The organism is Pseudomonas cannabina, assembly GCF_900100365.1.
GTDB lineage: Bacteria > Pseudomonadota > Gammaproteobacteria > Pseudomonadales > Pseudomonadaceae > Aquipseudomonas > Aquipseudomonas cannabina.
Genome location: NZ_FNKU01000001.1, coordinates 3371939 through 3386614, shown reverse-complemented (window position 1 = coordinate 3386614; position 14676 = coordinate 3371939). Strand labels below are relative to the sequence as shown.

Genomic DNA, 14676 nt, shown 5'->3' with positions numbered 1-14676 from the left:
ATCACTGTACGAAGTTTCCCCAAGGTACGTACAAAAATGGTGGGTTGCTGGATTTTTGTACAAACCCTGTCTGCTCAGCGACTGACCGGTATCCGGTGTCGCCGGTGGATTATGCCGGGGAACTTGCGTTTTGGCTAAGGCGCGTCGTTTCAACAGAGACAAAAAAGCACTGGAGGTCTGGTTTTGAAGGGTGTTTCACGGCTGATGTTGTACGTGGTAATGCTGTTTGGAGGGATATTTCGGGCTGAGGCAGACCAGCCCGCGCTGGTGTTTCCGCCTATGACAGGCAGCGTGGTGGATGCTGCCCAAATGCTTGACAGTCAGACTGCAGTGCGACTGGCCAGGTTGCTGCGCGCGCATGAACAGGCGACCGGCGAACGCGTGGTGGTGGTTACCCTGCTTGATCTGCAAGGCGCAAGCATCGAAGAATTCGGCTCCAGACTCGGCACTGCCTGGAGTCTGGGGCAGCACGGTGCCGCCAAAAGTGTTTTGCTGATGGTCTACCGCGACAAGCGCAAGGTATTCATGGAGGTGGGCGCTGAGCTGGCAGATCGTCTCAATGACGCTCAGGCCGCGCTGATCATAGATATGCTGATGACGCCCGAGTTCGACGATGGCCATTTTGCGGCCGGCATAGAACGAGGTGCTCAGGCAATTATCACCGCATTGGGTGGACAGATACCCGACCACCCCGAACCTGCCGAACAGGTGGCGGTTAATGATGAGCAGGTCAATGACGATCAGGTGTGGTTGATCGCAATCGTGCTGACCCTCATCGTGCTGGGCATCGTGGTCATCAGTATCAGGCGCGGTTCCGCTGGCCGGTCTGCGCGAAGTGGCGCGGGCCGTGACGCTGGCGGCCGGTTCGGTGGCGGCGGCGCTTCAGGGAACTGGTAATCGGGCATTTCAGGAATGAGGGAACCATGGCGTTATTGAACAAAGAAGAACAGCGACAGGTCGCCGAGGCCATCGATCGCGTCGAACAGCGCACCGATGCCGAACTGGTCACGGTACTGGCCGCGCGCGCGGATGATTACGCCTACATGCCGTTGATCTGGGCCGGCCTGATCGGTCTGTTGCTGCCGGGCACGATCAACTACTGCCTGCAGTGGCTGAGCGCGGATGAGTTGATGCTCGCGCAGATGAGCACGTTCATTGTCGTGGCGCTGGTGTGTCGGGTTCCGAAAGTGACCGCTTTTCTGGTCCCGGTATCGGTCAGGCGCTGGCGTGCAGGCAATCTCGCCCGTCGGCAGTTTCTTGAGCAGAACCTGCACAAGACCCACGACGGCACCGGCATTCTGGTGTTCGTTAGCGAAGCCGAGCGTTACGTCGAAATTCTGGTCGATCACGGGATCGCCAGCCGTTTGCACGACGATACGTGGAAGGCGATGGTCGATGTGTTTACTCAACAGGTCCGGGACGGGCAGATCCTGCAGGGGTTTCTGGGGTGTATTCACGCCTGTGGCGAGCTGCTCGCCGACCACGTGCCAGTGACTCACGGTAAAAACGAACTGCCCAACAGACTGGTGGTGCTGGGTTAAGAACAAGAAAGCAGGTGTCGATGTGATCGCCACCTGCTTTTTTTGAAAACCGGCGCGTCAGACGACGCGTTTTACATCGTAGAACGATTTTATATACGTCTTCAATTGTTCGACATACGGGCTGATCGACGCCGAGGAATCATCTTGCGGCGTGATCTGGTCCAAAAAGTTGTAAAGCGACCGATACACTTTTTTCGCCTCTTCGACCCAAAGCGCTTTGCTCTGATTGACGCTAGCGAGCCCTGTCAATTCGTCAATTTTTGCTGCGGTGGCCGTTGCTTCCCGAGCAGCAGTGCGAGACTCTTCAAGCAAGGCGTTAAAGCGCAGCCTCAGCCTGTCGCGTTCTTCAATAAGATCCAGGTAATTCAGAGCGCTGCTGACCTTGTCGAGGAGTTTGCCGAGTCTGGCAATCCCGGCGGTAACCAATGCAAGTTCCGGCGATGGCAGCTTGATCAGTTCGAGTTCTTCCGCGGTGGGCAACATTTCCTTGAACACGTCGGCAAGATTGTATTTTTCAAATGTCTTGATGGTGTTATCGAGCAGGCGTCGGTCGGCGGTGATTTCACCCATAGCGCTTTCCAGCGTTGCTGAGCGCAGGTTCATACTGTCGATGTGTTCCTGAAGGGTTTCCAGAAAACGATTGCCTTCCAGTTTCAGGTTGATCTGTGCCATATCATCGCTGTATTCCGCAATGGCTTTAGCGCTATTGCGCACGACGGCAGTGAGGTTCGATACCTGACGAATACGCTGTGCATTCAGCAGGCTGATGGCTTGCTGTTTGTGTCTGTCGCTGAGGTTTTGGTCCGCTTCAATCTGTTGCTGTTTGAGATCAATGGGCTGCAGGTTCACGCTATTCAACTGGACGGTGATCGCGGCGAGTTGATCGCGATAAACCTCGTTCGCACGCGTCAACGCTGTTTGAAGTGGCCGCATTTTTTCTTTCATTACAGGCAGAAAGTCCAATTTCAAAGCGATTGCCTGCGTAAGAATGTTCTGGCGGGCGGCGTTCATGATTTCAGTGTCGGGAGGGGTCAGGATCAATGCCTTATCCACGGTTTCAGTGCTCATGCTCATTGCTCTAGTGTAATGACGGATTGTTGTTCGCGTTGAAACTGATCCAGCGCACTTTCAAATATTTTCAGTAGCTGAGTCGTCAGGCCTCTTATTTCCAGCCAAGGTGTGACTACGCCTTGAAACTGCATGGCGAATATCATCAGTGCCTGATCGTCACTGATCGCCGCCAGTTCATTGGCAGAGCCGTCGATGTACGCGGCCAGCATGGTCCAGAGGTCTTTCAGGTTGGTGGCACTCTTGTGAGCGTCCAACATGCGAATATTCATATCTTCAAACAGTATTTGCAGGCTGCGCACGGCGGCTGCCAAAGGAACTTTTTCTTTGAGTATTTGAACTTTCTGATTCTTGGAAGCTACCAGTCGATTTTTTTTCTTTTCGGATTTTCTCCGCTTTGGCGCCAAAAATACCTCCTGTGATAGCGACCCCGATAGGGCCGCCGAAACCACCCCAGGCAATATTATTCATTGCCGTTTTATACTCTTTGTTTTTCTGCTCGATTACCGTCGTCAGTTGTTCGATATCTTTTTCCAGCTCCTTGATCTGGTCGTTCAGGTCCGAGCGCGCTGCCAGTTTTACTTTGTCGTTGATGCCGGGAATGAGCCGCACGCTCAGGACGTTGCTGAACGTGTCGATGTTTTGCGCCAGCGTTCCTGCTGCGTGCTGGTGACCTTTTATCTGAGAGGCCGTTTTTTTCAGAAATTCGGCCAGTGTGATACAGACCCTTTGGTCGGTTTCACTCAATGGCGAAGGCGTTTTGTCGCGGACCTCTTCAATGGTCAAGTCGGCAACGGTCAGATCCAGTTGACTGGCAAAGTCCATCTTTTCAATGTAGTTGATGATCGTCTGGCCCTGCCCCGAGAATTGTGCGGCAAACAGGTCAATGGCGAACCCGCTGCGCTTGATGCCATCCTCGATACCCCGCCAGCTCTTGCCATGGTTATTGATTGCCTGGTAAGTCACCAGCATGTCTTTAGGAGGGTGTAGACAAAATAAATTAAACTTTCACTCCCTTGTCTGAATAGCCCTCAAGCCATGCCTAAAACCGGACGTCCTCGCTCGATTGCCGCCGAGCACTATCCCGTGCTGGTGAAACTCGCTCATGCACAGCCCTATTCCAGCCAGGCCGAATTGGCGCTCGTATTCTTCGCCGAAACCGGTATCACTGCGCATCCCGACACCTTTGCAAAAGCGTTGAAAATGGCAGGGATTACGCGTGTAAAGCAGCGGGCCAAGGGAAGTTTTCAGTCACCTGAACCTAATAAAGCCTATGGCTACAATGAAACCCACCGCCGCCAACTGCCGGAGCAGCTATATCCGAGTTGCTTGACAGATACCGAGTGGGCACTGGTCGCCGACCTGTTTGAAAGCCAGGGCGGACGAGGAGTGCCACCGCTTCACTCTCGGCGCACGTTGCTGGAAGCCTGTTGCTATGTCGTACGCACGGGGTGCTCATGGCGAATGCTACCCCGCGATTTTCCTCACTGGGACAATGTCTACAAAACGTTCCGCCGGTGGAGCGCTCAAGGCAAGTTCGAGCAAATGCATGATCGCTTGCGAGCTCAATGGCGTGAGCGGGAAGAACGCGCTGACAGCCCGTCAGCAGCGATCCTGGATTCACAGTCGACCCGCAGTTCTCCTCAAGGCGGTGACAGCGGCTACGACGCAGGCAAAAAAGTGAAGGGGCGTAAACGAAGTCTGATTGTCGATACATTGGGCCTGCTGCTGGCTGTCAGTATCAGTGCTGCAAGCGTGCAGGATCGTGACGCGGCGGATGATGCGGTGGCGTACTCGAAGGAAAAATATCCGTCACTGAGCACGCTTTTTGTTGATAGTGCGTACGCAGGAAAATGGGCACAGCGCACCCATCAACTGCACGCTATCGATGTTCAAGTGATCCGTGGCCCGAATAACAGAAGAACAGGGCAATGGCACTCTGAACAAGGCGATCTATTTTCCGTGGAGCCTGTTCAGACTGGATTTGTGGTCATGCCCAAGCGATGGGTAGTGGAGCGAACTCATGCCTGGAATGAGAGAGCTCGGCGACTGATCATGCATCATGATCGCCTTTTTGCGGTAAGCGAGGCATGGGTTTGGTTGGCCGAGGCTCGAATACTCGCGCGCCGACTCACTACATGATTTTGTCTACACCCTCTAGGGAAACTCTGAAAAAGACTTCCTAAGGAGGCGCTGATTTATTCGATTTTTCGTCCCTGCAACGCTCTGGAGGCCTTGATTTATCTGGGGGCAACAGCTGGGTTTTAGAATAAATCAGCGTCTCCCTAATTTGGCAAAATCTCCGGACACCAGTCGCCGAGCTTTTCGATGATGAAACAGATGACCTTCGCCGACGCCGAGTATGCCGGCAAGCGCAAGCAGACCCGTAAGGAATTGTTCCTGATCGAGATGGATCAGGTGGTGCCCTGGAAAGGTTTGATTGCCCTGATTGAGCCCTATTATCCAAAAGGAGAAGGTGGCCGGCCCGCCTACCCACTGATGGCGATGCTGCGTGTTCATCTGATGCAGAACTGGTTCGGCTACAGCGATCCGGCGATGGAAGAAGCGCTGTATGAGACGACCATCCTGCGTCAGTTTTCAGGCCTGAGCCTGGAGCGAATTCCAGACGAAACCACCATTCTCAACTTCCGTCGTCTGCTGGAAAAGCACGAGTTGGCGACCGGGATTCTCGGCGTAATTAATGGTTATCTGGGCGACCGTGGCTTGTCGTTGCGTCAAGGCACCATCGTCGATGCCACGCTGATTCACGCGCCCAGTTCGACCAAGAACAAGGATGGCAAACGCGATCCTGAGATGCATCAAACCAAGAAAGGTAACCAGTACTATTTCGGCGCCAAGGCTCACATCGGCGCCGACGACGAGTCAGGCCTGGTGCACAGCGTGGTAGTAACAGCGGCCAATGTGGCAGACGTCACGCAGGTTGCCAAACTGCTGCACGGCGAGGAAAACGTAGTCTGCGCCGACGCAGGTTACACCGGGGTCGAGAAGCGCGAAGAACACGCTGGGCGCAAGGTCATTTGGCAGATTGCCGCCCGCCGCAGCACTTACAAAAAGCACGGAAAACGCAGTATTTTGTACAAGGCGATCCGCAAAATCGAGAAGGCCAAGGCCCAGGTTCGCGCCAAGGTCGAGCATCCGTTTCGGGTCATCAAACGCCAGTTTGGCTATGAAAAAGTGCGCTTTCGGGGCTTGGCCAAGAACACCGCGCAGATGGTGACGTTGTTCGCCCTGTCAAACCTGTGGATGGCCCGCCGACATTTGTTGGCGAGCGCAGGAGAGGTGCGCGTGTAATGCAGGAAATGGTTACCGCAAAAGGCTTTGCAGCGGCCGAAAGAGCTAAAAAGCGAAGATAATTGAGCAAATTTCGACATGCATCTTTTTTTGAAAAGTGCTGAGGACTCGGTAGCCGGAAAACATCCGGCTACTTCAGACCTTCCTTAGGGAGGCGCTGATTTATTCGATTTTTCGTCCCTGCAACGCTCTGGAGGCCTTGATTTATCTGGGGGCAACAGCTGGGTTTTAGAATAAATCAGCGTCTCCTTAGAGGGTGTAGACAAAATAAATTAAACTTTCACTCCCTTGTCTGAATAGCCCTCAAGCCATGCCTAAAACCGGACGTCCTCGCTCGATTGCCGCCGAGCACTATCCCGTGCTGGTGAAACTCGCTCATGCACAGCCCTATTCCAGCCAGGCCGAATTGGCGCTCGTATTCTTCGCCGAAACCGGTATCACTGCGCATCCCGACACCTTTGCAAAAGCGTTGAAAATGGCAGGGATTACGCGTGTAAAGCAGCGGGCCAAGGGAAGTTTTCAGTCACCTGAACCTAATAAAGCCTATGGCTACAATGAAACCCACCGCCGCCAACTGCCGGAGCAGCTATATCCGAGTTGCTTGACAGATACCGAGTGGGCACTGGTCGCCGACCTGTTTGAAAGCCAGGGCGGACGAGGAGTGCCACCGCTTCACTCTCGGCGCACGTTGCTGGAAGCCTGTTGCTATGTCGTACGCACGGGGTGCTCATGGCGAATGCTACCCCGCGATTTTCCTCATTGGGACAATGTCTACAAAACGTTCCGCCGGTGGAGCGCTCAAGGCAAGTTCGAGCAAATGCATGATCGCTTGCGAGCTCAATGGCGTGAGCGGGAAGAACGCGCTGACAGCCCGTCAGCAGCGATCCTGGATTCACAGTCGACCCGCAGTTCTCCTCAAGGCGGTGACAGCGGCTACGACGCAGGCAAAAAAGTGAAGGGGCGTAAACGAAGTCTGATTGTCGATACATTGGGCCTGCTGCTGGCTGTCAGTATCAGTGCTGCAAGCGTGCAGGATCGTGACGCGGCGGATGATGCGGTGGCGTACTCGAAGGAAAAATATCCGTCACTGAGCACGCTTTTTGTTGATAGTGCGTACGCAGGAAAATGGGCACAGCGCACCCATCAACTGCACGCTATCGATGTTCAAGTGATCCGTGGCCCGAATAACAGAAGAACAGGGCAATGGCACTCTGAACAAGGCGATCTATTTTCCGTGGAGCCTGTTCAGACTGGATTTGTGGTCATGCCCAAGCGATGGGTAGTGGAGCGAACTCATGCCTGGAATGAGAGAGCTCGGCGACTGATCATGCATCATGATCGCCTTTTTGCGGTAAGCGAGGCATGGGTTTGGTTGGCCGAGGCTCGAATACTCGCGCGCCGACTCACTACATGATTTTGTCTACACCCTCTTAGGGAGACGCTGATTTATTCTAAAACCCAGCTGTTGCCCCCAGATAAATCAAGGCCTCCAGAGCGTTGCAGGGACGAAAAATCGAATAAATCAGCGCCTCCCTAGGTTCAAGCCCGGGCATGCCACTTCTCGTAAAACCCAATTGCTGTTCGACACGAGAAAGCGAGGTGGGAATATTCAGGGCGTGACGTTCGTAACGCTTCAGACTGAGGATGTCTTCCTTGGTCAGAATAAGGGCTGCGCTCCGGCCACCGTTTTTTTCATCATCCAGTATGAGGTTCAAGTACTCTACGGGTTTTAAAGTAACCCGTGCGATGTCTTCGTTTTCCAATAGTGCTGCTTGACTTAACATAATGCACGTTCCTTGTGCGGGTTATTTTGTTGGAGTCACGGGTCTCCAGAAGTATGATCTGATTACGGGTAATCAGTCAGGGCGACTATAAAGATGTTTTTGTGCAGTACAAGTAATGGCCCGTGGTTTTGGGCAGGGATTATTTTACCGGTTATGTGCATTTCGTCTTAGCGTGTAGGGCAGTGCGAACAACGTGTGTAGTCGCTGGAAAATAGGGGTGCCCTTGATGAGCTGACGCGCCTAAAATGCAGGTCTGATTTTTCGAGTCCCGGTCGGGACGCTTGAGGCACATGTTCAATGTCAGTCATCACCCCCACGTCACTCACTCCTGCAACCGATCACCGCGCGCAGTTTCTTGAGCTGCTGGACACCAGTCTGTCGCAGAACTCGCTCATCAAGCTGGTCCTGGCCAAATACGTGGGCAGCGAAGCCGAGCTGCAGCGGGTCATCATCAAGTCGTTGACCGTCAAGGAGCAACCTTGCCTGAGCTTTGTATACCGCTACAAGACGCGCGATATCACCAAGAACTTTCCGCTTGCTGAGGCGGTGGCCGTTATTGCCAGCCTGATACCTGAATCGTTCAAGAACGCACACCTGCTGTCATTGAGCGACGAAGTCCAGCTGGAATTCAGCAAAAAAGGCAAGACCACGCTGTTCAAAAGCAAGGCTCAGCAAGAGCGCGAAGTGCCTGCGGCAGGTCACGATCGCGAGAAAAAGCGTTACTTGGAGCTGTCCCGGCCATTCCTGACCGATCTCGGCGTGACCAATCGGCAGCATGAGCTGATTCCCGCCATGTCGCGCAAGTGGAAGCAGATCAACAAGTTCATCGAAGTGTTTTCCCATGCGCTGAGTTCATCGCCGCTGAAGCTCGATCAGCCGATCAAGGTCGCAGACTTCGGCTCGGGCAAGGGTTATCTGACCTTCGCCATCCACGATTACTTGTGCAACACCTTGCAAGCCCAAGGGCAGGTGACCGGCGTCGAGCTGCGTGAAGACATGGTGACGCTGTGCAATACCGCTGCGGCGGCGCTCGATCACCCCGGCCTGACGTTCCGGCATGGTGACGTGCGCACCGTGGCGCCCAGCGCGCTGGATGTGATGATTGCGCTGCACGCCTGCGACATCGCGACCGACTACGCCATTCATATGGGCATTCGTTCCGGAGCCTCGATCATCATGTGCTCGCCGTGCTGTCACAAACAGATCCGCTTGCAGATCCAGAGCCCGACGCTGTTGAAGCCGATGCTGCAATACGGTCTGCACATGGGCCAGCAGGCGGAAATGGTGACTGACAGCCTGCGTGCGCTGTTACTGGAAGCCTGCGGTTACGACACCAAGGTGTTCGAATTCATCTCCCTGGAACATACCAACAAGAACAAAATGATCCTCGCCGTCAAACGCGCCGAGCCTGTCAACCCGGCCTTGCTGCTGGCGCGCATCCAAGAGCTCAAGACGTTTTACGGCATCACCGAGCACTGTCTGGAAACCCTGCTTCAGGCCGATGGGCTCCTGAACTGAAGAGTACCTGAACTGAAGAGAGCGGTCGCGGCCGATAGTCTGCGACCAGCGGTTCTCGGAATGACGGCTTCATTGCTCTGGATCAATGGTTGTATCGCGCGCGAGGCGGATGCTTGAGCTATTACCCAGGCACCCGCGCCTGCCACGAGGTCCGTCATGATCAGCACCTTTTTCATCCCCGCTGTGAACATCATCGGCACCGGCTGTATTGATGAGGCGATGCAAGCCATCCGCAAATACGGCTTTCACAAGGCTCTGATCGTCACGGATGCCGGGCTGGCCAAGGCGGGCGTGGCGAGTCAGGTGGCCGGATTGCTGGTGGAGCAGGGCATCGACTCGGTGGTGTATGACGGTGCCCGGCCCAACCCGACCATCGCCAACGTCGAGCATGGCCTGGCGCTGTTGCAAGAGCGGCAATGCGATTTCGTGATCTCTCTGGGCGGCGGCTCGCCCCACGACTGCGCCAAGGGGATTGCGCTGTGCGCCAGCAATGGCGGGCATATCAGCGATTACGAAGGTGTCGACCGTTCGGCCAAACCGCAATTGCCGCTGATCGCTATCAACACCACCGCTGGCACAGCCAGCGAGATGACGCGTTTCTGCATCATCACCGACGAAGCCCGTCACGTAAAAATGGCCATCATCGACCGCAACGTCACACCACTGTTGTCGGTAAACGACCCGAACATGATGGTGGCAATGCCCAGATCGCTTACGGCTGCCACCGGCATGGACGCGCTGACCCACGCCATCGAAGCCTACGTCTCGACCGCCGCCAACCCGATCACCGACGCCTGTGCGTTGCAGGCCATGTCGCTGATTGCCAACAACCTGCGTGAAGCCGTCAACAACGGAACCCACATCACGGCCCGCGAGAACATGGCCTATGCCCAGTTTCTCGCGGGCATGGCCTTCAACAATGCATCGCTGGGCTACGTGCATGCCATGGCGCACCAACTGGGTGGCTTCTATGATTTGCCGCATGGCGTGTGCAATGCTGTTTTGCTGCCGCATGTTCAGCGCTTCAACGCCAGCGTCAGTGCTGCGCGCCTGACCGACGTCGCGCATGCGATGGGCGCCAATATTCGCGGCATGTCTCCAGAAGCAGGCGCTCAGGCAGCCATCGACGCTATTCGTGCGTTGTCTGCCGACGTGGACATTCCGGCAGGCTTGACAGCGCTGGGCGTCAGGGAAGAAGACTTTCCGATGCTTGCTGCCAACGCGCTGAAAGACGCCTGCGGGCTGACCAACCCGCGCCCGGCGGATCTTGAACAGATTCAGGATATATTTCGCCAGGCGCTTTGATTACCGACACCGTACAGGCTTGTAAATGGACATGCTTCGGCCCTACACCCTTGCAGATCGTGATCGTTGTCTGGATATCTTCAACACCAACGTTCCGCGTTATTTTGATCCTGCAGAGCGCGAGCAATTCGCCAGTTTCCTGATGGCGCCGCTGGGTCACTACTTCGTTGTCGAGCGTGATGGCGAAGTAGTTGCGTGCGGTGGCTACCTGGTGCTGTCAGACCCGTCGGTGGCCGAGCTGACCTGGGGCATGGTCAGCAGCGACCGCCACGGCAGCGGTCTCGGCAGGTTTCTGACCGAGGCCCGGCTTGACGTCATGAGGGCTTTGCCGGGCGTCACCCGCGCTTACATCAACACCAGCCAGCGTGTTCAGGGGTTCTACTCGAATCTGGGCTTTGCCGTGGTTTCGGTGGAAGCCGACGGGCATGGTTGCGGGATCGACAGCGTCAGGATGGAACTGACGTTTTCGCAAACAAGATGCCTGAACGAAGGCTGACAAAAGCCATAAAACCCGAGTCCGTCACGACATTGTGCGTTTAGCATTCAGGCCGTCCTCGCGATTCCCGCGAACCTGCCTGAAAGGTCAACCGATGAGGTTACTGCGCGCTCTTTCGCATCACGGCTATTTGAGATGCGCCGTTACGTTCGCGTTGATCCTGTCAGGTGCGCCTTACGTGCAGGCAGCAGACAAACCGCAAGGCTTTGCCAAAGAGGTAACAGGTGGTGGTTCTGTCGCCGCCGTGCATCCCGCGACACTGGATGATCTTCGATCAGCGCTCTGTGCATCTCGTAACTCGCACGGTGTCTGCACCGATGAAACGCCGCGAGTGATTGTCCTGGACCACCTGTTCGATTTCCGTGGAAGTGTGATTGCCGATGGCCTTGCCGAAAGCACCGAGCCTGGCTGTGTGGTGAAACCCTGCCCGCAGGGCGGTGAGCAATTTGCACTCAATGGTGCCAATAACTTCTGCCACTCAAGGCCGCCGGTAATGGTGACCTACGACAACGCCGGGTTGAAGCCCCTGAAAGTCGGTTCGAACAAGACGCTGATCGGAGTCGGCGACAAGGCAGGCATTCAGGGTGCAGGGCTGTTCATCGGTGGCGGCGCGCACAATGTGATCATTCGCAACCTGACGCTTTCGGACATCAATCCACGTGTCGTATGGGGCGGCGATGCACTCACCCTGAACAAGGCCGATGGCGTATGGATCGATCACAACACCTTCGCTCGAGTCGGCAGACAGATGATCGTGACGGGCTGGGGAGCGGCGTCCCACGTGACCATCTCCAATAATGAATTCGACGGCCGTACACCGTACTCGTCTACTTGCGACGGTCATCATTACTGGGTCTGGCTGTTTCTCGGCAGCCAGGACACGCTGACGCTGTCGAGAAACTACGTCCACGACACCTCCGGCAGAACGCCTCATTCCGGAGGAATGAACCATGCGCAAGTTCGTGCGCAACTGGTCAACAACGTCTTCCAGCGCATGACTTATCAAGGCGCAATCATGTCGCGAACGTCGTCTTCACAGTTGCTGGTTGAAGGAAATGACTTCGATAACGTGGCTCACCCGCTGTTCAACTATGCGGATCAACCGGGCACGGCGTTCGCTCTGTTCGATCAAGTTTCAGCCGCCGCGAACGGTGCCTGTGCGAGTGTGATCGGCAGGGCATGTGTCGCGAATCGGCAACAGTCGAGTGGCGAAGATTATCGCCCTCAGGATGCCTCTGCTTTAGAAGCGTTCAGGGCGTATCGGCAGTATCTGGTGGTGCCGGTGTCGGCGCAAGAGGCCAGGGCGCGGGGCCCGGAGGAGGCAGGGGGGGGAAGATCAGGGCGGGTTTACTGCCATGATTTCACAGTCTGCGGTGTATCGACCAGCGAGTAGACCCACTCGTTGCCGGCCTTGGTTTTACTGAACAGCTTGAACTCCACCAGGCCGTTGAGAAGGGTCGCGGCTGTGTTGTAAGCGCATCCCAGATTGTCTTTGACATCGGTCACGGTAAATGACCGGTTACTGGTTGACCTGGCTACGTTAAAGACAATTTTTTGTTTGTCCGACAGTTTTGCATACAGCCCGGACTCATAAAGAAACGCATTGAATTGATCAACCGCAGCCACGGCTGACTCATGATTTCTCGTGAACGCCTTGATGGCTCGCGCAATGATCTGGCACTGATAGTCGATAAAGTACGTCAGGTCCATGTCATCAGTTTCGGTATACAAGTAGCTTCGACCATATTTGACCGGCGCGATTTTCAGCAGCGTACTGATCGCGATATACCTGAACCCATCAAAACCGCATTTGAACACGTACCAGTAAAACAATGACCTTGCGACCCGACCATTGCCATCGTGAAAAGGGTGCTCAAAACCGATGACAAAGTGGAGAATGACCGCTTTTATCAACGGATGGATATAGGGCTTGCCGTCTACATTGGTGTGGTCGGTATTTACCCAGTCAATGACTGACTGAAGCCGCTGCGACAACGCTTGTGCGGGCGGCGGCTGGTGAACAATGTTGCCATTACCGTCCTCGACGACAACGTCATCAACAGACCGATATTCGCCTGGGCGGTAGCGCTTATCGTCGATCCCCTCGACGCCCACTCGGTGCAGGTCGGTTATCAGCTCAAGTGAAAGCGCCTCGTTCCGATATTCCCAAGTGTGTTGCATCATCCGGAAGTTACCGATGATCATCTTTTCATCGGGGGTACGGGCGCCACGTTTGCGCTTCAACAGTTCCTTCGCCAACTGAGTAGTCGTTGCGGCACCTTCGAGCTGACTGCTGCTGATGGCTTCGTCTTCGACCAGATCGTTGAGCAGGTACTTCAGTTGTCTGGACTCTCCAAACCTGGCATTCATCCATTCCAGTGTCGCAGTGGTCGTATTCTGGTCACAGGCAGACACCGCCATCTGCATCGCAGGCGTATAGAGAAAACCGCAGAGCTTTGACGGCTCACCAAGGGAAATGGCCATGCTCAACTGGCGATTTCTGGCTTGCCTGACGACCGACCAGGCCAGATCGGTATCCAGCGATTTCGGAAATCTGAACCGCAGCTTGTCAAAATGCAGATAGCGCCCTTGTGCATCGAAGGGTTGCGCAAGCTCAAGGTAGGCGTCTGCGTGATCGGCATGGTCCTTGATAATCCTGGCGAACGCATTCTGGATGAGCCTGGGTGGCGACTTGATCGTCATTTCAAATGTCCGGAAATTTGAAATGGAGAATACGGCGGCCAGGCGAAGATTTCAATTTTGGATGGAATTGAAATGACAAAAACCGCCGAACCGGTTTTGAAGTCAGACTCGGTGGTGTGCGGATTTGTCGACCTCGTCTATGTCGCCCAGCCCAGCGTGATCACTGTCAGTGTCAGATAACGCAGGGCTTTTGCCAGTGTGACAACAAGCAGGAAACGCCACAGTGGCTCACGCATGACACCGGCGATCATGGTAATCGGGTCGCCGATGATGGGCACCCAACTGAACAGTAATGCCCAACGGCCATAGCGACGATACGTCGTTTGCGCCTTGTCGAGATGACGCTCGCTGATGGGGAACCAGCGCTTATGGCGAAAGCGTTCTATCGAGCGGCCCAGGTACCAGTTCACCACCGAGCCCAGAACATTGCCCGCCGTAGCGGTCAGCAAAAGCAGGATGGTCACGTAGCGCTCCGAAAGGAGCATGCCGACCAACACGGCTTCAGACTGCAAGGGCAGCAGCGTGGCGGCACCGAATGCCACTAAAAAGAGACCCAGATAACTGGTCAGCTCGAACACGATGTCATCTCACGAATACAGGTCGTTCCGGCCGTGGATACCCACCTACACCCCTACGCAGATAATCAGCGCGCTGGAGAGATAAGGTGCGCGCCGGGCGGCGGCATTGAGCCAGGGAAAACGGTTGGACGCTTCACGAGCGCCGATTGCGGCAGCGGCGCCAACCGTCACGAGGGTGATGGCCAAACCAACGCTGAAACACAGCACCATCGCGGCGCCGAGCGTGACTTGCTTCACTTGCAGGCACAAGAGCAAAACAGTGATGGCTGCCGGACAAGGAATGAGCCCGCCCGTCAAACCGAACATCAGGATCTGACCGTTCCTCGCCTGTTTTTGTCTTGCCTGACCTTCGCTCGCCGACTTTTCGTGCA

12 protein-coding genes and 3 pseudogenes are annotated in these 14676 nt (G+C 55.3%); 9 read left to right on the top strand and 6 right to left on the bottom strand.

Annotation, left to right across the window (positions count from 1 at the left end; genetic code table 11):
• The first annotated feature begins 204 nt into the window (after positions 1-204).
• Both BLT55_RS15935 and BLT55_RS15930 read left to right on the top strand, forming a co-directional pair.
• Positions 205-897, top strand: coding sequence for a TPM domain-containing protein (locus BLT55_RS15935; RefSeq protein WP_055001002.1), 693 nt, complete (start codon positions 205-207; stop codon positions 895-897).
• Between the two features lie 26 nt (positions 898-923).
• A complete protein-coding gene (locus BLT55_RS15930) occupies positions 924-1541 on the top strand; it encodes a TPM domain-containing protein (RefSeq protein ID WP_007248835.1) in 618 nt (205 codons plus the stop codon).
• 57 nt (positions 1542-1598) lie between these two features.
• Here BLT55_RS15930 and BLT55_RS15925 read toward each other — a convergent pair whose 3' ends face one another.
• The gene (locus tag BLT55_RS15925; protein WP_055001001.1) at positions 1599-2615 is read right to left on the bottom strand and encodes an alpha-xenorhabdolysin family binary toxin subunit B; all 1017 of its coding nucleotides are present in this window, start codon (positions 2613-2615) and stop codon (positions 1599-1601) included.
• Positions 2612-3590, bottom strand: a pseudogene (locus tag BLT55_RS15920) (alpha-xenorhabdolysin family binary toxin subunit A); the annotation flags it as partial. The gene BLT55_RS15925 and the pseudogene BLT55_RS15920, both read right to left, overlap by 4 nt.
• A gap of 57 nt (positions 3591-3647) precedes the next feature.
• Between BLT55_RS15920 and BLT55_RS15915 the strand changes: the two are divergent.
• From BLT55_RS15915 to BLT55_RS15905, 3 genes are all read left to right on the top strand, one after another.
• A complete protein-coding gene (locus BLT55_RS15915; protein ID WP_004663854.1) occupies positions 3648-4751 on the top strand; it encodes an IS5-like element ISPsy19 family transposase in 1104 nt (367 codons plus the stop codon).
• Positions 4752-4940: 189 nt separating this feature from the next.
• On the top strand, positions 4941-5921 hold the full coding sequence (locus tag BLT55_RS15910; RefSeq protein WP_054078085.1) for an IS5-like element ISPsy2 family transposase: 981 nt from the start codon (positions 4941-4943) through the stop codon (positions 5919-5921).
• A gap of 310 nt (positions 5922-6231) precedes the next feature.
• Complete coding sequence (locus BLT55_RS15905; protein ID WP_004663854.1) at positions 6232-7335, top strand: IS5-like element ISPsy19 family transposase; 1104 nt, start codon at positions 6232-6234, stop codon at positions 7333-7335.
• 106 nt (positions 7336-7441) lie between these two features.
• Here BLT55_RS15905 and BLT55_RS15900 read toward each other — a convergent pair.
• Positions 7442-7705 (bottom strand): annotated as a pseudogene (locus tag BLT55_RS15900) (alpha-xenorhabdolysin family binary toxin subunit A); the annotation flags it as partial.
• A gap of 297 nt (positions 7706-8002) precedes the next feature.
• On the opposite strand from BLT55_RS15900, the gene BLT55_RS15895 reads away from it, so the two are divergent.
• The 4 genes from BLT55_RS15895 (at position 8003) to BLT55_RS15880 (ending at position 12417) form a co-directional block, all read left to right on the top strand.
• On the top strand, positions 8003-9223 hold the full coding sequence (locus tag BLT55_RS15895) for a class I SAM-dependent methyltransferase (RefSeq protein ID WP_054998549.1): 1221 nt from the start codon (positions 8003-8005) through the stop codon (positions 9221-9223).
• Between the two features lie 156 nt (positions 9224-9379).
• On the top strand, positions 9380-10528 hold the full coding sequence (gene yiaY / locus BLT55_RS15890; RefSeq protein WP_054998550.1) for an L-threonine dehydrogenase: 1149 nt from the start codon (positions 9380-9382) through the stop codon (positions 10526-10528).
• 25 nt (positions 10529-10553) lie between these two features.
• Positions 10554-11024, top strand: coding sequence for a GNAT family N-acetyltransferase (locus BLT55_RS15885; RefSeq protein ID WP_054998551.1), 471 nt, complete (start codon positions 10554-10556; stop codon positions 11022-11024).
• A gap of 94 nt (positions 11025-11118) precedes the next feature.
• Positions 11119-12417 (top strand): pectate lyase family protein, encoded by a 1299-nt coding sequence (locus BLT55_RS15880; RefSeq protein WP_074800633.1) that lies wholly within the window; start codon positions 11119-11121, stop codon positions 12415-12417.
• On the opposite strand, the gene BLT55_RS15875 is transcribed toward BLT55_RS15880, so the two are convergent.
• The 3 genes and pseudogenes from BLT55_RS15875 to BLT55_RS15865 form a co-directional block, all read right to left on the bottom strand.
• Positions 12372-13727, bottom strand: a complete 1356-nt coding sequence (locus tag BLT55_RS15875) for a Fic family protein (RefSeq protein ID WP_054998553.1) — start codon at positions 13725-13727, stop codon at positions 12372-12374. The two genes, BLT55_RS15880 and BLT55_RS15875, sit on opposite strands and share 46 nt — an antisense overlap.
• A gap of 137 nt (positions 13728-13864) precedes the next feature.
• Entirely contained in the window at positions 13865-14305 is a 441-nt protein-coding gene (locus BLT55_RS15870; RefSeq protein WP_054998554.1) for a YqaA family protein, read from the bottom strand.
• A gap of 45 nt (positions 14306-14350) precedes the next feature.
• A pseudogene (locus BLT55_RS15865) lies at positions 14351-14674 on the bottom strand (HoxN/HupN/NixA family nickel/cobalt transporter); the annotation flags it as partial.
• Positions 14675-14676: the final 2 nt, after the last annotated feature.